The sequence below is a fragment of the Ruegeria sp. CL5 genome (assembly GCF_056536485.1).
This window is the reverse complement of sequence record NZ_JBQFPS010000008.1, coordinates 164,386-183,478: the sequence shown is the minus strand read 5'-3', so window position 1 is coordinate 183,478 and position 19,093 is coordinate 164,386. Positions and strand designations below refer to the sequence as shown.

24 protein-coding genes are annotated in these 19,093 nt (G+C 56.0%); 10 read left to right on the top strand and 14 right to left on the bottom strand.

Annotated features, from left to right (window positions below; translation table 11 throughout):
* Window positions 1-164: 164 nt before the first annotated feature.
* From ACR0IU_RS15035 to ACR0IU_RS15020, 4 genes are read left to right on the top strand one after another with little or no spacing between them, the layout of a single operon-like run.
* Window positions 165-824 carry an ABC transporter ATP-binding protein gene (locus tag ACR0IU_RS15035; protein ID WP_010441839.1) on the top strand — a complete coding sequence of 220 codons (660 nt, stop codon included), beginning with the start codon at window positions 165-167 and terminating at the stop codon, window positions 822-824.
* Entirely contained in the window at window positions 802-2,388 is a 1,587-nt protein-coding gene (locus ACR0IU_RS15030; protein ID WP_480716814.1) for a KpsE/RkpR family capsule polysaccharide export protein, read from the top strand. Before ACR0IU_RS15035 ends, ACR0IU_RS15030 begins: the two co-directional genes overlap by 23 nt.
* 5 nt (window positions 2,389-2,393) lie before the next feature.
* Complete coding sequence (gene kdsA, locus ACR0IU_RS15025; protein WP_260022954.1) at window positions 2,394-3,227, top strand: 3-deoxy-8-phosphooctulonate synthase; 834 nt, start codon at window positions 2,394-2,396, stop codon at window positions 3,225-3,227.
* A gap of 15 nt (window positions 3,228-3,242) precedes the next feature.
* Window positions 3,243-4,739 carry a phosphomannomutase/phosphoglucomutase gene (locus ACR0IU_RS15020; protein WP_480716813.1) on the top strand — a complete coding sequence of 499 codons (1,497 nt, stop codon included), beginning with the start codon at window positions 3,243-3,245 and terminating at the stop codon, window positions 4,737-4,739.
* 45 nt (window positions 4,740-4,784) lie between these two features.
* On the opposite strand, the gene ACR0IU_RS15015 is transcribed toward ACR0IU_RS15020, so the two are convergent.
* A complete protein-coding gene (locus ACR0IU_RS15015; RefSeq protein ID WP_480716812.1) occupies window positions 4,785-6,713 on the bottom strand; it encodes an AsmA family protein in 1,929 nt (642 codons plus the stop codon).
* Window positions 6,714-6,806: 93 nt separating this feature from the next.
* Here ACR0IU_RS15015 and rimO point away from each other — a divergent pair, with 93 nt between their 5' ends.
* Window positions 6,807-8,204: a 30S ribosomal protein S12 methylthiotransferase RimO gene (rimO, locus tag ACR0IU_RS15010; protein WP_480716811.1), complete on the top strand. Its 1,398-nt coding sequence runs from the start codon at window positions 6,807-6,809 to the stop codon at window positions 8,202-8,204.
* A 12-nt stretch (window positions 8,205-8,216) separates the two neighbouring features.
* On the opposite strand, the gene ACR0IU_RS15005 is transcribed toward rimO, so the two are convergent.
* Window positions 8,217-8,573 carry a diacylglycerol kinase gene (locus ACR0IU_RS15005; protein WP_480716810.1) on the bottom strand — a complete coding sequence of 119 codons (357 nt, stop codon included), beginning with the start codon at window positions 8,571-8,573 and terminating at the stop codon, window positions 8,217-8,219.
* A gap of 134 nt (window positions 8,574-8,707) precedes the next feature.
* Window positions 8,708-8,896 (bottom strand): hypothetical protein, encoded by a 189-nt coding sequence (locus ACR0IU_RS15000; protein ID WP_010441832.1) that lies wholly within the window; start codon window positions 8,894-8,896, stop codon window positions 8,708-8,710.
* Between the two features lie 215 nt (window positions 8,897-9,111).
* Here ACR0IU_RS15000 and ACR0IU_RS14995 point away from each other — a divergent pair, with 215 nt between their 5' ends.
* Window positions 9,112-9,354, top strand: coding sequence for a CDGSH iron-sulfur domain-containing protein (locus ACR0IU_RS14995; RefSeq protein WP_010441831.1), 243 nt, complete (start codon window positions 9,112-9,114; stop codon window positions 9,352-9,354).
* A gap of 3 nt (window positions 9,355-9,357) precedes the next feature.
* Here ACR0IU_RS14995 and ACR0IU_RS14990 read toward each other — a convergent pair whose 3' ends face one another.
* From ACR0IU_RS14990 to ACR0IU_RS14970, 5 genes are all read right to left on the bottom strand, one after another.
* On the bottom strand, window positions 9,358-9,627 hold the full coding sequence (locus tag ACR0IU_RS14990) for a DUF6455 family protein (protein ID WP_170779558.1): 270 nt from the start codon (window positions 9,625-9,627) through the stop codon (window positions 9,358-9,360).
* Entirely contained in the window at window positions 9,620-9,883 is a 264-nt protein-coding gene (locus ACR0IU_RS14985; protein ID WP_480716809.1) for a DUF6455 family protein, read from the bottom strand. Before ACR0IU_RS14985 ends, ACR0IU_RS14990 begins: the two co-directional genes overlap by 8 nt.
* Before the next feature lie 15 nt (window positions 9,884-9,898).
* A complete protein-coding gene (locus ACR0IU_RS14980; RefSeq protein ID WP_010441828.1) occupies window positions 9,899-10,150 on the bottom strand; it encodes a DUF6455 family protein in 252 nt (83 codons plus the stop codon).
* 67 nt (window positions 10,151-10,217) lie between these two features.
* Window positions 10,218-10,586: a YigZ family protein gene (locus ACR0IU_RS14975; protein ID WP_170541238.1), complete on the bottom strand. Its 369-nt coding sequence runs from the start codon at window positions 10,584-10,586 to the stop codon at window positions 10,218-10,220.
* On the bottom strand, window positions 10,586-11,287 hold the full coding sequence (locus ACR0IU_RS14970; protein WP_480716808.1) for a M48 family metallopeptidase: 702 nt from the start codon (window positions 11,285-11,287) through the stop codon (window positions 10,586-10,588). The genes ACR0IU_RS14975 and ACR0IU_RS14970 overlap by 1 nt, the downstream gene beginning before the upstream one ends.
* Before the next feature lie 120 nt (window positions 11,288-11,407).
* Here ACR0IU_RS14970 and ACR0IU_RS14965 point away from each other — a divergent pair, with 120 nt between their 5' ends.
* From ACR0IU_RS14965 to ACR0IU_RS14955, 3 genes are all read left to right on the top strand, one after another.
* A complete protein-coding gene (locus ACR0IU_RS14965; protein WP_480716807.1) occupies window positions 11,408-11,656 on the top strand; it encodes a hypothetical protein in 249 nt (82 codons plus the stop codon).
* 137 nt (window positions 11,657-11,793) lie between these two features.
* A complete protein-coding gene (locus ACR0IU_RS14960) occupies window positions 11,794-12,372 on the top strand; it encodes a nitroreductase family protein (RefSeq protein ID WP_010441824.1) in 579 nt (192 codons plus the stop codon).
* Window positions 12,369-13,067: an EI24 domain-containing protein gene (locus tag ACR0IU_RS14955; RefSeq protein ID WP_480716806.1), complete on the top strand. Its 699-nt coding sequence runs from the start codon at window positions 12,369-12,371 to the stop codon at window positions 13,065-13,067. The genes ACR0IU_RS14960 and ACR0IU_RS14955 overlap by 4 nt, the downstream gene beginning before the upstream one ends.
* A gap of 1 nt (window position 13,068) precedes the next feature.
* On the opposite strand, the gene ACR0IU_RS14950 is transcribed toward ACR0IU_RS14955, so the two are convergent.
* On the bottom strand, window positions 13,069-13,344 hold the full coding sequence (locus ACR0IU_RS14950) for a DUF1467 family protein (RefSeq protein ID WP_170472854.1): 276 nt from the start codon (window positions 13,342-13,344) through the stop codon (window positions 13,069-13,071).
* A gap of 5 nt (window positions 13,345-13,349) precedes the next feature.
* A complete protein-coding gene (gene mce, locus ACR0IU_RS14945; RefSeq protein ID WP_010441821.1) occupies window positions 13,350-13,754 on the bottom strand; it encodes a methylmalonyl-CoA epimerase in 405 nt (134 codons plus the stop codon).
* Between the two features lie 135 nt (window positions 13,755-13,889).
* Here mce and ACR0IU_RS14940 point away from each other — a divergent pair, with 135 nt between their 5' ends.
* Window positions 13,890-14,606 carry a response regulator gene (locus ACR0IU_RS14940; protein WP_480716805.1) on the top strand — a complete coding sequence of 239 codons (717 nt, stop codon included), beginning with the start codon at window positions 13,890-13,892 and terminating at the stop codon, window positions 14,604-14,606.
* A 232-nt stretch (window positions 14,607-14,838) separates the two neighbouring features.
* On the opposite strand, the gene aspS is transcribed toward ACR0IU_RS14940, so the two are convergent.
* From aspS to ACR0IU_RS14920, 4 genes are all read right to left on the bottom strand, one after another.
* Window positions 14,839-16,614: an aspartate--tRNA ligase gene (aspS, locus tag ACR0IU_RS14935; protein WP_480716804.1), complete on the bottom strand. Its 1,776-nt coding sequence runs from the start codon at window positions 16,612-16,614 to the stop codon at window positions 14,839-14,841.
* Window positions 16,615-16,693: 79 nt separating this feature from the next.
* Window positions 16,694-17,365, bottom strand: a complete 672-nt coding sequence (locus tag ACR0IU_RS14930; protein ID WP_480716803.1) for a CPBP family intramembrane glutamic endopeptidase — start codon at window positions 17,363-17,365, stop codon at window positions 16,694-16,696.
* Entirely contained in the window at window positions 17,362-18,009 is a 648-nt protein-coding gene (locus ACR0IU_RS14925) for an aminotransferase class IV family protein (RefSeq protein WP_480716802.1), read from the bottom strand. Before ACR0IU_RS14925 ends, ACR0IU_RS14930 begins: the two co-directional genes overlap by 4 nt.
* A complete protein-coding gene (locus ACR0IU_RS14920; RefSeq protein ID WP_480716801.1) occupies window positions 17,964-19,091 on the bottom strand; it encodes an aminodeoxychorismate synthase component I in 1,128 nt (375 codons plus the stop codon). The genes ACR0IU_RS14925 and ACR0IU_RS14920 overlap by 46 nt, the downstream gene beginning before the upstream one ends.
* Window positions 19,092-19,093: the final 2 nt, after the last annotated feature.

Genomic DNA, 19,093 nt, shown 5'->3' with positions numbered 1-19,093 from the left:
GAACACGGTCGGAGCCAACAGCACCTAACTTGGCAACACTTCAATGTCATATCGCGGGATCCGCATTGATCATTTGTTTCATATTTCGACATAATGTGGCCAACATGGACCCGTAGCACACACACCTTCGAGCCATAACAAAACAGTACGATGACAGGCCGCAAATGCTGGAATTCGAAAATGTCAGCAAGTCATTCTGGACCGGAACCCGCCGCAAAGTGATTCTGGATCAGGTGTCGTTCCGTGTCGAACTGGGCACCTCCCTTGGGGTCCTGGCCCCGAACGGAACAGGCAAAACCACATTGATCAATATGATGGCGGGGTTGGAAAAACCGGACGAAGGTGTAATTCGACGGGATTGCCGTGTGTCTTTCCCCATGGGCTTCACCGGGGGTGTCGCCAAACGCCTGTCAGCGCTCGAAAACGCGCGCTCGATCGCCAAGATCTACGGCATGGACCCTGATTATGTCGAAGCCTATTGTAAATGGCTGTGCAATCTGGGTGAGTATTTTGACCAGCCGCTTGGCACCTACTCGTCCGGTATGCGCGCCAGATTCACCTTTGCGCTGATGTTGGCTCTGGATTTCGACATGTATCTGATTGACGAAGGGATGCCCTCGACCACAGATGTGGAATTCAACAAGAAAGCCGGCGATATCCTGAAAGAGAAGCTTCGGACAACAACCTTGGTAATCGTGTCACACAATCCATCAACCCTCGAGAAATTCGCGCGCCAAGCTGCTGTTTTGGTGGATGGTCAGCTTTATATGTTTGAAACCTTGGAAGAGGCGAAGCAGCTCTATGACTACCAAGCCCAAGGCTAGAAAATACAACCCTGACCGCGCAGCGCGCGGAGCTGGCACTGCTGAGGCGCGCTCGGATGCGATCGATCGTATTCGCAAGGCGACTCAGGCTTCTGGTTCCGGCACAGACGCGCAGCAGCCGGGGACCGAATTGGACGCAATCAAGCGCGAAGGGTTAACCGGGCGGCAATTGCGGGTCGCCAGACGGCTTGCCCACAAGAATGGGTTGGCGGCAACCTCTGATTATGACGCAGTGCGACTGTTGCGTAAGAAAGGGATTGATCCGTTTCAGCGTTCCAATCTGCTAGATCTTGCAGCTTACGATCAACGTAATTCAACCGACGACAAAGCGACGCAAGATAACATTAAAATTCACTTGCCTCAGACAGCCAAAGAAACTCAAAAAAACCTGCCAGGTCCAGAGCTCAGCCCGGCCCAACGCCGCGAATATGAGATCGGGCAAATCCAGAAAGACATCGCCCGCAGACGGCGCCGCAAACTTGTTGCATTATTTGCGCGGCTAACGGCCTTTGTGATCCTGCCTACATTCATAGTGGGATACTATTTCTATCGGGTCGCAACGCCGATGTACGCCAGCGATTCCGTGTTTTCGATTTTGCAAGCCGACGGTGGAGGGGCCTCTTTCGGAGGCTTCCTCGCGGGGACACAGTTTGCAACTGCACAGGATTCGGTATCCACTCAAGAGTTTTTGGAATCCAAGGACGCGCTGGAACGCCTTGAACGGGATGTCGGGTTTGCTGAGTTCTTTCAGCAAGACAATATTGATCCGATCCAACGTTTGCCCTCTGATGCGACGCTTGAAGAAACCTACAAGCTTTTTAAGCGAATGATCACGATCGGGTACGACCCTAGTGATGGTGTCATTCGCATGGAGGTCGCCGCGCCCAGCCCTGAAATCTCGGTCGATCTATCCAATCGTCTGATCTCTTACGCTGAGGAGAGGATTAATGGCCTGACCGAGCTGAAACGCGAAGATCAAATGCGTGATGCATTGGCGGGCTTTGAAACCGCGCAAGAAGCGCGCAGGCAGGCACAGGAAGACCTGATCGAATTGCAGTTGCAGGGTGCCATACTGGATCCGCAAAGCGTGATCGCCAGCTTGCGTGCCAGAATCGATCAGTTTGAAATTGAGCTGCAGGATAAAGAACTGCAGCTGGCCGCCCTTCTCGACAATGCACGGCCCAACAAAGCTAAAGTGGACGGCACGCGCGCAGATATTAAACGGCTGGAGGCAGTGCTGTCAGAATTGAATGCTGAGATGCTGGATGCCTCAGCAGGCGAAAATTCGCTGGCGCGTCTGAGCGTACGTATTCAGATGGCACAGGCCGATCTAGCGGCCCGAGACATGATGCTGCAAACGGCAATGCAGCAAATGGAAGCCACACGGACCGAGGCCAACCGGAAAGTGCGGTATCTGACAGTCTCGGTGAACCCTGTTGCCAGCCAGGAACCCAGCTATCCGCGCAAGTTCGAAAATACGATTTTGGCTTTCCTGTTATTTGCTGGTATCTACCTGATGATCTCGCTTACCGCGTCGGTCCTTCGTGAACAGGTATCCTCGTAAGACTCATGAAACATGTAAAAATCGCCGACCTCATGGTTGGCAACGACCTTCCGCTGACCATCATCGCTGGCCCTTGCCAGCTTGAAACCGCCGATCACGCCCAGATGATCGCGGGCACTATGAAAGAGGCATGTGACGCCGCCGGGGCGCAGTATGTATTCAAGGCCTCGTATGACAAAGCCAACCGGACCTCGCTGTCCGGCAAGCGTGGCATGGGCATTGATGCTGGGCTGAAGGTGCTGGACGACATTCGCAAAACCATGGGCATTCCAGTTTTGACCGATGTTCATACCGAGGCCCAATGCGCGATTGCAGCCGAGGCTGTCGATATCCTGCAAATCCCTGCGTTTCTGTGTCGTCAGACGGACATGCTGCTGGCGGCAGGCAATACTGGAAAAGCGGTCAACGTGAAGAAGGGACAGTTTCTCGCCCCGTGGGAAATGCCCAATATCGTTACTAAGATCGAAAGCACTGGCAATCAGAACATCCTGCTGACCGAGCGCGGAACTTCGTTTGGCTACAATACGCTGGTCGCGGACATGCGGTCGCTGCCGCAGATGGCGCAAACCGGATATCCGGTCGTCATGGACGCAACCCATTCGGTGCAACAGCCCGGCGGCCAAGGCGGTTCCTCAGGGGGACAGCGTGAGTTTGCGCCAGTGATGGCGCGTGCCGCTGTCTCTCTGGGCGTCGGAGCCGTTTTCATAGAAACCCATCAGGATCCCGACACCGCACCCTCAGATGGGCCGAACATGATCCCTCTGGATCAGATGGGCCATCTGGTTGACACATTGATGCGATTTGATGCGCTAGCCAAAGAAAACCCAATTCAGATTTAACGATTGAGATTTGTAATGACCAATCCCTTTAGTGAGGTAACCCCAAACACCTGGAGCTTTCTGCGCGACCCGATGATCAAGCCCACGGGCTTTCGCGAGTATGACGCGCGGTGGAAATACCCCGATGAGATCAATCTGCCAGGCATGACGGCCCTGGGTTTGGGTCTGGGCACACAGATGCACAAACGCGGGATCGAACCCGTGATTGCAGTGGGCAATGATTATCGCGATTATTCCCTGTCGATCAAAAACGCGCTGATCGTCGGGCTTATGCAGGCGGGTATTCACGTGAAAGATATCGGCCCAGCGCTCAGCCCGATGGCGTATTTCGCGCAATTCCATCTGGACGTACCTGCGGTTGCGATGGTCACGGCAAGCCATAACCCGAACGGCTGGACCGGCGTCAAAATGGGCTTTGATCGCCCCCTGACCCACGGCCCGGACGAGATGTCGGAACTGCGCGACATCGTCCTGAACGGCGAAGGTGTTGCGCGCCCGGGCGGGTCATATGAATTCGTCGACGGTGTGAAAGAGGCCTATATCGACGATCTGGTCGGCGACTTCAAAATGTCCCGTCCGCTGAAAGTGGTCTGCGCCACCGGCAACGGCACCGCCGCCGCATTCGCGCCCGAGATTTTCGAACGGATCGGGGTTGAGGTTGTGCCAAGCCACACGCGGCTGGATTACACATTCCCCAACTACAACCCGAACCCGGAAGCTATGGAAATGCTGCATGACATGGCAGAAACGGTCAAAGCCAGCGGCGCCGATCTGGCGCTTGGTTTTGATGGCGATGGGGATCGTTGCGGCGTCGTAGACGACGAAGGCGAAGAGATATTTGCCGACAAGGTCGGCGTCATCATGGCCCGCGATCTGGCCAAGATATATCCGAATTCGACCTTTGTCGCCGATGTGAAGTCAACCGGTCTGTTCGCCAGCGACCCCGAGTTGCAAGCGCTTGGGGTCAAAGCCGACTACTGGAAAACCGGCCATAGCCATATGAAGCGCCGGGTCAAGGAAATCGGTGCGCTGGCCGGCTTTGAGAAATCGGGTCACTATTTCTTGGCCGAACCGGTCGGGCGCGGATATGACTGTGGGATGCGCGTAGCGGTGGAAATCTGCAAGCTGATGGACCGCAACCCAGATCAGAGCATGTCAGACCTGCGCAAGGCGCTGCCTAAGACGTGGTCAACACCCACGATGTCACCTTATGCAGCGGATACCGAGAAATATGATATCTTGCAGCGCCTCGTTGATAAGTTGGTCGCAAAGGCCGATGCTGGCGAAAGCTTTGCGGGCCGAGCGATCAAAGAGGTTGTGACCGTCAATGGCGCGCGCGTCATTCTGGACAATGGCAGCTGGGGGCTGGTGCGCGCCTCGTCGAATACTCCGAACCTCGTGGTGGTTTGCGAAAGCAGCGAAAGCGAAGACGAAATGCGGGCGATATTCGCCAATATTGACGCTGTTATTCGCACCGAGCCCGGCGTTGGCGAGTACGATCAAACCATCTAGCCCTCCTAACAAGGGCGCTGATTTCAGCGCCCTTGATCGGCGCAATCAATCCCCGCCCAGCAGTTTGAGAAGGCTTTTCTTGGCCTCGTCCTCCAGCTTATCTTTAAGGGCATCCTCGATCTGACCGGTGTCCGTTACTGTGGTATCAAGTTCCTTCCCGACCTTTTCAAATACCTTTTGCTTGGCGTCATCTTCCAGAGCTTTGACTTTGCCCTCTGCTGCGGCCTCAATGACTTTGGTGAGGTCCGGCTTGATCGACGGGTCGCTCCACGGCCCCACTATTCGAACGGGCACCGATATCCCCTCGCCTGCATTGGCGCGTAAAGCCACCGGCGTAAACAGATAGTCGATATCGCGAGCACCAAGACCAATTCGGCCCGTGCCATCCGCTCGAAAATTATCCAGTTTCATCAATAAGTCGTCGTTGTTCAGATCACCATCTTTCATCGTGAAGCTGGCAGTGAGGCTATTGAAAACCGTTGTGCCGCCTGAACCCCCTCCGCGCCCCATAAGGCGGTCCAGATCCACCCCGGAAATGACCCCTTTCCCGACTTCGATATTCCCTTTGCCGCTCAGCGACCGCATGATCTGATCTTCATTCTGCCCCACACCCAGAAACTCTAGATGTCCTGACCCGGTTCCCGACAGGCGCTTGATATCCCCAAGCGTTACAAGGGCTTCATTGATATCGATATTATCGGCCGTCAGATTTCCACCGACCGACAGACCATTGCGATTGTTGGCAACCACCTGGCCATTCAGATGCCCTGAAAAAAGCGACGCGGGATGCATTTTCAACACCGCTCTCGAACGATCAAGGTTGAGCGTCAGATCACTTTTGCCAAAGCGCATGCCTGGCACCGAAATCGAGTTCGCTTGCAGTCGGATCGTCCCGTTTGCGAGTGCCAGCGATGACGCATCTATTCTGGCTTTAGACCACCCGTCAGCCTCGGACCCGCTGCTTGATACGTCATCACCACTTACATTGGACAAATCGAGATCGCCCGCTTTCAGGCGCGCCGTGATTTTTGGCGGATCAGAGATCTGAATATCCGCTTCACCCTCAAGCCGATTATTGTCGAGGACAGCAACCATTTTCCGCAGTGAAATCCGCCCGTCTCGGGTATAGGTCATCTGCCCGGATACATTCGCAACCCGGCCCAAGCCTTCGGGAACGGTGACACCTCCCTGACCAAATGCAGCCAACATCTTGTGTGTATTTTTTGCGGTGACAGTAGTCTTGCCGTCCATTTCTCCGGCCAGATTCACCCGGCCGGAAAACTGAATCCCACCACCGGGTGCAGTCAGACTTAGTTCCAACGGGGTCACCACCCCGCTCGAGAACGCAGGCAGGTCAGGAATGTTCAGGTTAACCTTAACGTTGCCTCCGGTCACGGGCATGCTGGCCTGCATTTCCATCGGGGCAGTCACGTCGGGCCAACGGGCAGATAGATCAACATCGGCGAACTCCATGCTGACCGCGCCATTCTCAATGTAGATCAACCGCGCGTTCTGCAGTTCCAACTGTTCCAGAGTCACCGGCCGACTTTCAACCGCTTGCGCCGACGCACCGGTGTCAGATGAATTTCCGGGTTGGTGCAACTCCCAATTCCCGCGCCCATCCGAACGTTCCAAACGCAGTGTCGGATGATCGGCTAGCACTCTCTTGATCCGGATATCACCCGACAGCAGCGCCGAGGCATCGACCCCTACAGCCAGACTTTGAGCGCTCAGCATCGGCTCGGACCCGGCCCAGGGCGCATTGCCAAAGGTTACGCGACCGGTTTCCATGCCCAAAACGGGCCAGAAGGATAGTTTGACATCCCCGGACAGTTTTAATTCGCGACCAGTTTGTGCCTTGACTTGCTCAGCCAGGATCGTGGCAAGTTTGTCTCCTGGCATCAGCAGCAAGGCACCAATCACCAGCCCGAAGGCCGCAACCACAAGAAAGAGAATACGAATGAGCCACTTCATGAGTTTGCCTTTCCGGCTTATCTGCTCTGGTACAAGTCAGCCCTGTGTGGGCAGGATTTGCAAGGGGAAGCATTCCCCTCTATATGCCCGGCCATGAGCACGAACCCACCGAACCTCCGCCCCGATCTGGCCCCAGGGGCCCGCATCGCCGAGTCACCCCGCCGCGGTCAGCCAACACTTGGAATGGTGTCGCTGGGCTGTCCTAAAGCGCTGGTTGATAGCGAACGTATTCTGACCCGTTTGCGTGCCGAAGGTTACGGTATCTCGCCGGACTATGCCGGAGCTGATGCCGTAATTGTGAACACCTGCGGTTTCTTAGATAGCGCTAAGGCCGAGTCTCTGGATGCCATCGGCGAGGCGCTGGTCGAAAATGGCAAAGTCATCGTGACGGGCTGTCTGGGGGCCGAACCCGATTATATCCGCAAGCATCATCCACGTATTCTGGCGGTGACCGGACCGCATCAATACGAACAGGTACTGGATGCGGTTCATGCCGCGGTTCCCCCGGATCCGAACCCCTATGTCGATCTGCTTCCGGCTTCGGGCGTGAAGCTGACGCCGCGCCACTACAGTTACCTCAAGATTTCCGAGGGTTGTAATCATAAGTGCAAGTTTTGCATCATCCCGGACATGCGCGGAAAGCTGGCCAGCCGCCCAGCGCATGCTGTGCTCCGCGAGGCCGAGAAACTGGTCGATAGCGGCGTGCGCGAATTGTTGGTGATCTCGCAGGATACCTCGGCCTATGGCTTGGATCGCAGATATGATCTGAATCCGTGGAAAGATCGCGAGGTGCGCAGCCATATCACTGATCTGGCGCGTGAGCTGGGCCAATTCGATGCTTGGGTGCGGTTGCATTATGTCTACCCCTACCCCCATGTGCGCGATCTGATTCCGCTTATGGCGGATGCGGGCTGTAACGTGCTGCCCTATCTAGACATTCCGTTCCAGCACGCGCACCCGGACGTGTTAAAGCGCATGGCCCGGCCGGCCGCAGGGGCAAAAACTCTGGAAGAGATCTCGGCATGGCGCAAGACCTGCCCCGATATCACCCTTCGCTCGACATTCATTGTCGGATATCCTGGAGAAACCGAAGACGAATTCCAAACATTGCTCGACTGGATGGACGAAGCCCAATTGGATCGTGTCGGTTGCTTCCAGTACGAAAATGTCGATGGCGCCCGCTCAAACGATCTGCCAGATCATGTTCCAGTTGACGTAAAACAAGATCGGTGGGAGCGCTTCATGGAGAAGGCGCAAGCCATTTCCGAGGCTAAGCTGATGGCCAAAGTCGGGCAAACGATCGAGGTCATTGTAGATGACATCGATGATGAGGCCGCGACCTGCCGCACCAAATCCGACGCGCCTGAGATCGACGGCAATTTGTTTATCGATGAAGGGTTCAAGAACCTCAAACCGGGGGACATCGTCACCGTCGAGGTGGACGAAGCCGGGGAATACGATCTTTGGGGACGTTTGTGTTCGTCGGTGTGACCGAGACCCGGACTACAACAGCCCAAACAGAATCACGACCCAAGCAACACCAGCGGCAACAGCAGTAAGTGCCACTGCTGCACTTGCCGCGTCCTTGGCCTGCCCCGCCAGCAAATGGTGGTCAGTCGAGGTATGATCGACTGCTCGTTCGATGGCTGTATTGAACAGTTCAGCCACCAATACCAGTATACCGAGCGCAAGGATCAACGCTTTTTCAGCGGAATCGAGCGGAAGCAGGAATGCCAAAGCGCCTGAAACAAGATTTGCCCAGCCCCAAGCCCGAAACGAATATTCTTCGCGCCAAGTAGCTGATAGGCCCTGCCAACTCCAGCGAGTGCGATCTTTCAGGTGATCAAATAATTTTCGCATAGGCCTTTCCGATCAATTCCACCTGAACCGACGTTCGCGACCTGCGGCAGAAAGGCAAGAAAAAACCGCCTTTCGGCGGCGGCAGCGGCTTGAATGTGCAGGCGGTCCGAATAGATGGACCGCCTGCGAAACGCTTATTGCGTGACCGGATTACACACGGTCTGACCCGCCTCGGTCGTGGCCAGTTCGTAGCCTGCCGAACAGCTGGGCGTGCCATACTTGTCATAGTCGGGTTGGATATAGACCGGGGTCGGTTCCTCTTGCTGCGAGCACGCAGTCAGTACAACGGCCGTGGCGCAGATAGCAGCAAATTTCAGTTTCATGTCCATCAATCCTCTATTACTTTTCTGATATTGCCCAGTTTTTCGGGGCCGGTATCAGAATAGGACCAAGAATTTCATATGGCAACCGAATCGATAACGCTTTCGTGAATTAAGGCGAATCCACGCTGGAAGGCGGATTTTCATTCGCAGACTACCTTTTTTGACAAAGAACCCTAAACTCTGACTTCGACGTTAGCTAAAGACGGAGTAGCCACATGTCAGACGCCCCGATCATCGCCCAGAAATCGCCCTATCCGGTCGAAGTGACCGAAGGAAAAACCTATTTCTGGTGTGCCTGTGGCAAGTCCAAGCGGCAACCATTTTGCGACGGTTCGCACAAAGACACGTCGTTCGAACCAGTAAAATACACGGCTGAGGCCAGCAAGAAGGTGTTCTTTTGTGGCTGTAAGCACTGCGCCAATCCGCCGCTATGCGACGGGACGCACAATAAGCTCTGACGGTCAGGTCAGATCGTTCAGAGCACTGGCATTGGCGCAAAACTGCGGTGCAGCGGATGCTTTTTCCTGCTGATCAGCGAGCCAAAACTGGCATTGCTCGCTGCATCCAGCACTGCGGCAACGGGTCACCATCCGGGCGTATTCTTGAGGCGTGATCCTTCCCTCGGCCATTCCTTCGGTCAGGGATATCCCCATGCAACGCGCCACCGATCGTGTCAGCCAAAAGTGTTTTTCGATCTCACCCAGTCGGGGTCGAGGATCGTGCTCAACCATTGCTTCCTACCTTTATCGCCGCAAACATTGCCCGATTTGGGCAGGCGACTGGTGCCTTCTCTACATTTTCGTTCTTATGCAACCAGTCAGTACAGGCGTGCGCCCATTCGCAACCACGGCATGCCTGGATCATCTGAGCCCAGTCTTGCTGATCCAGGCGCCCATTCCGATGTGCCGCCACAACATCAGCGCCAATCGCCTGCGCCATTCTCTGAACTAAATGGAAATGGGGCATAATCCGCCCAAGTTGCAGCATGAACATGCTCCTCCTTTATGGCGCTAGCCTGTTCAACAATTCCTGGTTGCGGCAGTATTCCGGTGCACTGCCCAAGTCGGTGCCCTGGTCCAAAAGGGCCGCGCAATGCCCCGGATTTGGGCATTGGGCACAGCGCAGTACTGCGTCCGAGATTTCATCAAATCGCAAGGCACCGTCGATCGCGGCCTCCTGCAGATCGACCCCGAGCGTTGTAGCCATCTCATCCATCAGACCTGCGTGATGTCGCAGTGTTGCGCGGTCAGACATGCGTTTCTCTTTCTTTGCTCGCTGAAGAAAAGGTAGCCCATGCATCAAACGATGCCTTTGACTCAGGTCAATGTCCGGCTTCTAACTGGTCCAGATACACTCGGGTGGCATCTTGTACCCGGCGGAACCTGTCTCCACCCAGTTTCTTGCCGCCATACCAACGCGTCACGATTATGACGTGATCCGAAAGACCCGCGCGCTCCATCATCCGCAAAATGACCATCGCGGCACCGGATTCTCCGTCGTCGGCCTTAAGCGCTCCGGTTGGCAACATCGCGGCCCAGGTGTTGTGCGTTGCCTTGGCATAAGCCTTGTCGGATTTAAGCTCTGCTAGCGCTGCATCAACGTCGGAACGGCTGGTAACCTTTGCACCGGTAACTGCATATTTCGACCCGCGATCGCTGAGCACCACGCCCAATCGGTCTAGCTGAATCATTATCGCAATCCCAACTGGCGGGCCGTTTGCAGAACCGCCTCGACCCGTTCAGCATTTGGCGGGTGTGTCGCCAAGAAGCGGTCACCCGGATCTGGAATTCGCTGGAAAAAGACCATTCCAACCATTGGATCATATCCTGCCGCATGGGTGATTTTTGTCCCCAAACGATCCGCCTCAAGCTCGAACACGCGCGTATAGTTCTGCACCCCGACCTCGGCACCCAGAGCCTGTGCACGCTCAATTCCCGCATCATCTGCACCTTGCTTGCGGGCGAGTTCGCCAAAAATGCGCGCGCTCTCCTTGGCATTTTTCGTTTGTCGGGCGATGTGACCCAGAATGTGATGGGCTGCTTCATGCCCCATGACAAAAGCCATCTCTTCCGCATTCTCTGTTGAATCAATCATCGGCCGCGTGAATATGATCAACGGTCGCCCGTCCTCGTCCAGCGTCTGGAATGCATTTGCTGGCGCTCTTGATGACAGATCAACCAGTATGGCAAAATCACAATTGGCAGAACGTGCCTGGCGGCGGCATTCCATTTCAGCCGACGCTGCAACCGCGCGGCTGACCTGCTCGAATTCCCGTGCCTTCTCGCGAAGAGCCGGTGATGAGGGTTTCCATTCCGCTGCCGGAATCGCGATTACGGACGAAGAGCCGCAAGCCGCCAACAGCAAAACCAGCGACAAGGCAAAACCGCGCATTCCTATTCCTTTCAGTCAACCTGTCGGCAGGCAAGCATAACGCGCCCAATTTGCCTGGGCTACTGCCGAATGCCGCTGCAACGGGTTGCATTGCGATCTCTGCCTAGGCACTGTGCCAATATGTTTTCAATTGAACACGAATTCGACTCGACGGTCATTACTCTGGTGGACGAAGGTGCTAAACCATTGCAAGAGGACGTCGTCATCAACAACTTTGCCGAGTGCGTCACGCTTGAGCAGTTGGACCCCCGAACTGATCAGATACAAAAAATCACCCTGTCACCTGAGCAGGTACGCGATCTGGCGGCGGCTTTGGATTTACCCGAAGGCGTCTATCAGATTCGTGAGAGCGACGATTTCATTGAATAGCGGTTCCCTTCCGTCTCTTTATCTGATCTCAGGCCGCTTTTCCGATTGAATTAGTCACCTTTTAGGGGGCAATTTGCCCTTGAAAGAAGATGGCATGCCTCCGACATAAGCACTGCCCATGTGAAGGAAGTTAACATATGTCCCTGAAAAACCAAGCTGCGTTGGATTTTCTGCAGGTGCGCCGATCGCGCCCAGCAAAGACGCTTGTGGCACCAGCCCCGACGCGGGAAGAGTTGATGCCTTTGCTCATCGCTGCCGCGCGCAGTCCCGACCACGGAAAGCTTGAGCCCTGGCGCTTTGTCGTTATCGAACATGGGGCCATGCAACGTCTTGCGGCGCTGACCGAAACCTGCGGTCTGGCCATGGGCAAAAGCGCCGAAGATATCGCCAAGGCACGCAGCCAGTTCGACATGGGCCATCTGGCCGTAGCTGTCATCGAAGTGCAGAAACCTTCCGAAAAGATCCCGGCAATTGAACAGACCTATTCGGCAGGCGCCGTTTGTCTGGCATTGTTGAACGCGGCATTGGCTGCGGGTTGGGGCGCGAACTGGCTTTCAGGCTGGCAGTCCCATAACCGCAGCTTTTGCGAGCAAGGACTGGGGTTGTCCAAAAATGAGAAAATAGCAGGCTTCATCCACATTGCGACTGAAGGGACTGCCCCTCCCGAGCGACCGCGCCCGGATGTAACTACACTGACGCAATGGGTCTCAGAATGATCATCGTTCAGTCATTTCTGCAGGCTCTGGGTCAGATCGGCGACCCAAGATTTCGCAAGGTTCTTCTGTTGGGTGTTGGCCTGACCTTCGCTCTGTTGGTGGCTGCCTATGCCGGCTTTTTGTGGCTGATAAACGCACTGGTCGGCGATCAGGCCACCCTGCCGATATTGGGTGAGGTGACATGGCTGAACGATCTGCTCAGTGTCTCCTCGTTCTTGTTGATGATGGTTTTATCGGTATTCCTGATGGTCCCCGTCGCCTCGGCCATTACCTCGATGTTTCTGGACGAGGTCGCGCAGGCGGTTGAGGACAAGCACTATCCCACTCTACCCCCTGCCACTCGCATCCCATTCGGCGACGCCCTGCGGGATACGCTCAGCTTTTTGGGGGTTTTGATCGTCGCCAACCTGCTGGCGCTGATACTCTATGCATTTTTCACCCCATTTGCGTTGTTCATTTTCTGGGGCATGAACGGGTTTCTATTGGGGCGAGAGTATTTCACGTTGGCCGCCATGCGTCGACTGGGGCGCGAAGGTGCACGGAAACTGCGGGCAAAACATGCAACAACAATTTGGGTCGCGGGCGTCCTTATGGCAGTTCCGCTCTCGGTTCCGCTGGTCAATCTGCTGATCCCGATACTTGGTGCCGCGACCTTCACCCATATCTACCACGGCTTATCGGATGACCAACGCTAATTTAGCCGCGTGGTTCCAGTTGGTTCAGCCAATCAAAATCCCTTACGCTGATCAATCCCGATATGATGATGCCTGCAATGATGGCCCACAGAACCACTGAAATCCCGGTGGTGATCCACAGCTTCTTCTTCATGTGATGAACTTCTGGCGCGCCGGCATGGGTTCCCGGAACAATATCGCCCAGATCACCCTGTGTTTTGATGCGAATCGGCAGGACCACAAGCAGGGTCATAAACCAGATAACTGCGAATAGAACAAAAGCTGCAGTGATGGTCATAGGCGTTAAACCTGTTCCAGCTCGACCAGGCAGCCGTTGAAGTCTTTTGGATGCAGGAAAAGAACTGGTTTGCCGTGCGCACCGATTTTGGGCTCACCCGAGCCTAAAACCCGCGCCCCTGTCTCTTTCAGATGATCGCGGGCCGCGATAATGTCTTCGACCTCATAGCAGACATGATGGATACCACCTGAAGGGTTCTTTTCCAAAAACCCATTGATAGGGCTGTTCTCACCCAATGGATACAAGAGTTCAATCTTGGTGTTGGGCAATTCGATGAACACCACGGTGACCCCATGATCTGGTTCATCTTGAGGTGCGCCGACCTTGGCACCCAGCGCATTGCGATACTGGGCCGAGGCAGCCTCGAGGTCGGGAACAGCGATGGCAACATGGTTCAGGCGACCGATCATGGAACTCTCCTTCATTCTGCGCTGCGGCGGTTATGGGGGTTGTCCGGCTAAAGGGCAAGTGCGCCAAAACGCGCGTTAACCCTGTATTAGCCAGAAGTTCCTAGCGTGAGATATCTGCTAATCAGGAGTTCTGCCATGGACGATTCGGAACCTTTCGCTTCTCCGGCGTTGCCAACCAAAATTCGGCCACTACTGGGCCAAACCATCCTAGTGGTCGAAGACAGCCGCTATGCTTGCGACGCGATACGCTTGATGTGCCTGCACAGCGGAGCGCGTATTCGGCGGGCGGATTGCCTGAAATCGGCGCGGCGGCATTTGCAGATCTACCGACCTTCGGTCCTGATTGTTGATATGGGTCTTCCCGATGGTTCGGGCGCAGATCTGATTGCCGAGTTGACCCATGCAGTTCCCCGAATCGGCGTCATTCTGGGGTTGTCTGGCGATGACAACGCCCAATCACTTGCCCGGCGTGCAGGGGCGGATGGTTTTTTGGCCAAACCCCTCAAATCGGTTGCTTATTTCCAGAAAACTATTCTTGCGCTTTTGCCGGAAGACCGGCGCCCCAGTGACCTCGGCAAGGTCAAAGACGATATCATTCACCCGGACCCGTTGGCATATCAGGACGACATGGCCCATATCGCCGATGTGCTCACCGGGCCGACGGACCAACGCACGCTAAACTATGCCACGCAGTTTCTGCAAAGCGTTGCGCGAGATGCGAATGACACAACGCTTGCGGAGGCGGTGCATGAGCTTGCCCGGTCGCAATCCAAAGGTGCCCCGATGACAGCACAGACGGCAAGAGTCGCAGGCCTTGTGCAAGACCGCCTGGAAAGACAGGAGGCAATCTGACGTGCTGACTGCCTACTTCTTAACGGCCTCGATCCTGAGTGTATGGCTCTATCGCCGAACACGATTTACCGCTAAAACCATCCGCCGCAAGCGGCGAAACCATGGGAGCCCGTTCGACTGAACCGTAGCAGGTACTTCTACAATACGCGACCAATCTCGCAATCATCGCTGAGTGTTTGGGTCTTTGCCACCAGCAAGACAAAAGCTGCCCGCTCAAGGCGAGCGGTTGGCTTTAGTCCTGCGGAATGATTCTTAGACCCAGCTCCATCAACTGATCCGAGGTCGGATCAGAGGGAGCATCCATCATCAGGTCTTCGGCGCGCTGGTTCATCGGGAACATCATCACCTCGCGGATGTTGGCCTCATCCGCCAACAGCATCACGATCCGGTCGATACCAGCGGCGCAGCCACCGTGCGGCGGCGCGCCGTAGTGGAATGCGTTGAACAAAGCGCCAAAGCGGGATTTGACTTCGTCTTCGCCGTACCCTGCCAGTTCAAAGGCCTTCAACATGATCTCGGGCTTGTGGTTCCGGATCGCACCCGACACCAACTCGTAGCCGTTGCAAGCCAGATCATACTGATACCCACGTACGTCCAGAGGGTTGCCCTGCAAAGCTTCCATTCCGCCCTGCGGCATCGAGAACGGGTTGTGTTCAAAATCAATCGCGCCGGTTTCTTCATCCTGCTCGTAGATCGGGAAGTCCACGATCCAGGCAAAGGCAAAACGGTCTTTTTCAGTCAGACCAAGCTCTTCGCCAATCACATCCCGCGCTTTGCCAGCGACCTTTTCAAAGGCCTTCGGTTTACCGCCCAAGAAGAACGCCGCATCACCGACGCCCAGACCCAATTGCTGACGGATTGCCTCGGTGCGTTCGGGGCCGATGTTTTTGGCCAGCGGACCTGCGGCTTCCATACCTTCGCCCTGATCCCGCCAGAAAATGTAACCCATGCCGGGCAGACCTTCTTTCTGGGCAAAGGCGTTCATACGGTCACAGAACTTGCGGCTGCCACCGCTTGGTGCAGGGATGGCGCGGATTTCGGTGCCGTCCTGCTCCAACAGCTTCGCGAAAATTGCGAAGCCAGAGCCGCGGAAGTGGTCAGAGACCACTTGCATTCTAATAGGGTTCCGCAGGTCGGGCTTGTCGGTGCCGTACCACAGGGCCGAGTCCTTGTAGGAGATTTGCGGCCAATCCTGATCGACCTTGCGACCACCGCCGAACTCTTCGAACACGCCGGTCAGAACGGGCTGGATGGTGTCGAACACGTCCTGCTGCTCGACAAACGACATCTCGAGGTCAAGCTGGTAAAAATCGGTCGGCGAACGGTCAGCGCGCGGGTCTTCGTCGCGGAAGCAGGGTGCGATCTGGAAGTATTTGTCGAAACCCGACACCATGATCAGCTGTTTGAACTGCTGCGGTGCCTGCGGCAACGCGTAGAATTTGCCCGGGTGCAAACGCGACGGCACCAAGAAGTCGCGTGCGCCTTCGGGTGAGGATGCCGTAATGATCGGCGTTTGATATTCGCGGAAGCCTTGATCCCACATGCGGCGGCGCATTGATGCAACAACGTCCGAGCGCAGGGTCATGTTCTGCTGCATCGCCTCGCGACGCAGGTCGAGGTAGCGATAGCGCAGACGGGTTTCCTCGGGGTATTCCTGATCGCCGAACACCATCAACGGCAGTTCATCGGCAGCGCCCAGAACTTCCAGCTCGCGCACGTAAACCTCGATTTCGCCTGTTGGCAATTTCGGGTTAACGAGATCAGCGTCGCGGGCTTTGACAGTACCGTCGATGCGGATACACCATTCGGACCGCACCTTCTCAAGCTCAGCAAATGCCGCACTGTCGCCATCGCACAGAACCTGAGTCACACCGAAATGGTCGCGCAGGTCGATAAACAGCACGCCGCCGTGATCTCGGACACGATGCACCCAGCCAGACAGGCGGACGGTTTCACCGACATTGGCGGCGGTCAGAGCGGCGCAGGTGTGGCTGCGATAGGCGTGCATGGATCATATCCCTTCGGGCGCAGAATTCGTCGCGCCGATACACCCCTTTGGGCTAGGAAAGTCAAGGCGGGTCGCGCCGTCAAAACGGCCTTTGCACGTTGCCCGAGTAGAAATAGACGCCAAGCCCAGCCGCAAAGATAATATTGCCGGCAATTGCATGCAGAAGAACAGCGTAGAAGAATGACCCTCGCTTGCGATAGCCCCAGGTGAAAAGAAGGCCCCCGGCGAAGGTCATGATCGCGACGACCCAGCTCCAATACATCAGGTGCGCAAGCGAAAACAGCCCGGCGTTCAGCAGATAGGCCGTGCGGCCTTGGGGCAGGATCGCGTGGTAGCGTCGAAAAAAGAGAGAGCGGAACAGCAGCTCTTGCGGCAGAGCGGACAACAACGGGTAGCCGATCCAAATGAATATCAGCATCTCCGGGCGATACAGCAGCAGAGCAAAGGCTGCATCGGGTCGTGCCCACAATACTAGGGCGGAACAGAAGGCAGCCATGAACAGGGCAAATGCAACGACTTCCGTCCACGACCAGTTTCGCCAACCATATCGAAGCTCGGCCCAAGAGAATCCGGGCGTATCCTGCAGCAGCAAAATGCCGAGGCCGGTAAACGCAAAGAGAGAAGGAAACATCCAGCTCGGCGGGAACAAAGTCGCGATCAGGACCGGGACGGCGACATAGAATAGTATGAACTCGATCCTGAGGCGTTGGTTGGTTGCTGGGGTGTCCACCCACTCGGTGTTTTTGCTCAAGGTGCGACAAGCTCCGCCCGGATCAGCCCCCGCAGGGAATTTCCAAAGTAGATAGATTGTGCGTTTTGAAGATCGCTCAAGGTTAGAACTGCTTCGGTAACTAGTTTATTATCAATTAATTCCTCTCGCAGAATACCCGGAAGCAAACCGCAATACAGAGAAGGCGTCAGTTGTCTTCCATCCGGCATGGTCAGGAACAGGTTCGTGATTGTACCTTCGCAAAGCTCCTCCCGTTCGTTGAGAAACAGCAGTTCGTCAACACCCTGCGGCAACTCTGCCCGCGCCATGTCATAAACGGCCCTGCGGGTCGTTTTGTGGCGCAGCCAGATATCCGACGAGGACAACCTCCGATCCGCCAGACCCACACGCCAGACCGATGGGTTGGCTGCAAGTTCCCCGGTTGTCAGCTCAAAATTACCACGTGCGTCCAGCGTCAGGCGGCAGCGCATCGAGGTTTCCCGCGATGCATTCTCCAAAGTTTGATGGGCAGAGCCTCGGTCAAACGCTATCCCCAACTTCTCAGCTGTGCGGGCCATGCGGGACAGATGGCGGTCGAGACGAACAAACCCTTGCCCCGGCCGGAACGCCAGAGTTTCGATCAGACGGAAATCAGGCTCAGTTGGTGGGCGAAGCGGGCTTTCCATAGCGCCTCCTCATATTCTGAAGGGGCAGTGCTGTCCCAGACCAGCCCACCGCCGACGTTCAGGGTCGCTTTGTCGTCTTCAACCATAAGAGTGCGGATGGCCACGTTGAATTCAGATCGCCCGTCCGGTGCTGCCCAGCCAATGGTGCCGCAATAGGCATCGCGGGGCCACGGCTCAAGATCAGACAGGATTTCCATCGCCCTGATCTTAGGTGCCCCGGTGATCGAGCCGCACGGGAAGAGGGCCGTCAGAATATCCGACAACCCGACGCCGACATGCAATTGCGCCTGCACCAGCGAGACCATCTGGTGCACGGTTGCATAGGTCTCGACCTTGAACAGCTCGGGCACTTTTACCGACCCGGCCAAAGCCACCCGGCTGATATCGTTGCGTAACAGATCAACGATCATCAGATTCTCAGCCCGGTTCTTTCCGTCTGACGACAAGAAAACGCGGCGGCGTTCGTCTTCGACCGGGTCTTCGCTGCGCGGTTGGGTGCCCTTCATCGGGCGCGTTTCGATCCGACCTTCGGCATCGGTACGGAAGAACAGTTCAGGAGATCGGCTCAGCAAGTCGGGCAAGCCATCCTGCTGGACCAATGCGCCATGACCAACAGGCTGGCCCGCCGCCAGCGTAGCGTAAAGCGCGGCGCTGCCCCCGGTCACTTCAAGGTCTATCGGGAAAGTGAGATTAGCTTGATAGATGTCCCCAGCACCGATGGCGTCATGCACCAATCGAAAGGCTTGGGTGTAGCGCGCCTCGTCCCAACGAGGTTCAAACTCGGTGATACCGACAGTATTTAGTGACAGGCCAACGCGATCCGGTTCATCAAACACCCCGAAACACAACAACGGCAGGCGACGACCTGCTGGCAATCGATCCGCGAGTCGTGGTTCCAGCACATAGCCAAGTTCGTAACTTGCGTATCCTGCCAGCCACGCCCCATCCGCGCGCACCTGATCAAGCGCCGCCAGAGCCTGGGGCACCTCTTCCGCGTTGTCCGCGCGGATAATCCGGATTGGACGCTCGAAACGAGTTCCGCGCCCGGCTGGTCCTTGATCGAAACGAATACGCAATTGCATCC